1 rRNA gene is annotated in these 376 nt (G+C 52.1%); it reads left to right on the top strand.

The features are described from left to right. Positions 1-376: ribosomal RNA gene (locus tag QSJ95_RS32585) — 16S ribosomal RNA — on the top strand; the annotation flags it as partial.

Raw genomic sequence — 376 nt, 5'->3', positions numbered from 1 at the left:
AGGCGACGATCCGTAACTGGTCTGAGAGGATGATCAGTCACACTGGAACTGAGACACGGTCCAGACTCCTACGGGAGGCAGCAGTGGGGAATATTGGACAATGGGCGAAAGCCTGATCCAGCCATGCCGCGTGTGTGAAGAAGGTCTTCGGATTGTAAAGCACTTTAAGTTGGGAGGAAGGGCAGTAAGTTAATACCTTGCTGTTTTGACGTTACCAACAGAATAAGCACCGGCTAACTTCGTGCCAGCAGCCGCGGTAATACGAAGGGTGCAAGCGTTAATCGGAATTACTGGGCGTAAAGCGCGCGTAGGTGGTTTGGTAAGATGGATGTGAAATCCCCGGGCTCAACCTGGGAACTGCATCCATAACTGCCTG

The organism is Pseudomonas sp. NBRC 100443 (genome assembly GCF_030268185.1).
Taxonomy (GTDB): Bacteria; Pseudomonadota; Gammaproteobacteria; order Pseudomonadales; family Pseudomonadaceae; genus Pseudomonas; species Pseudomonas citronellolis.
Note: the sequence above shows the minus strand (reverse complement) of the source record. Positions and strands in the feature narration are given on the sequence as shown.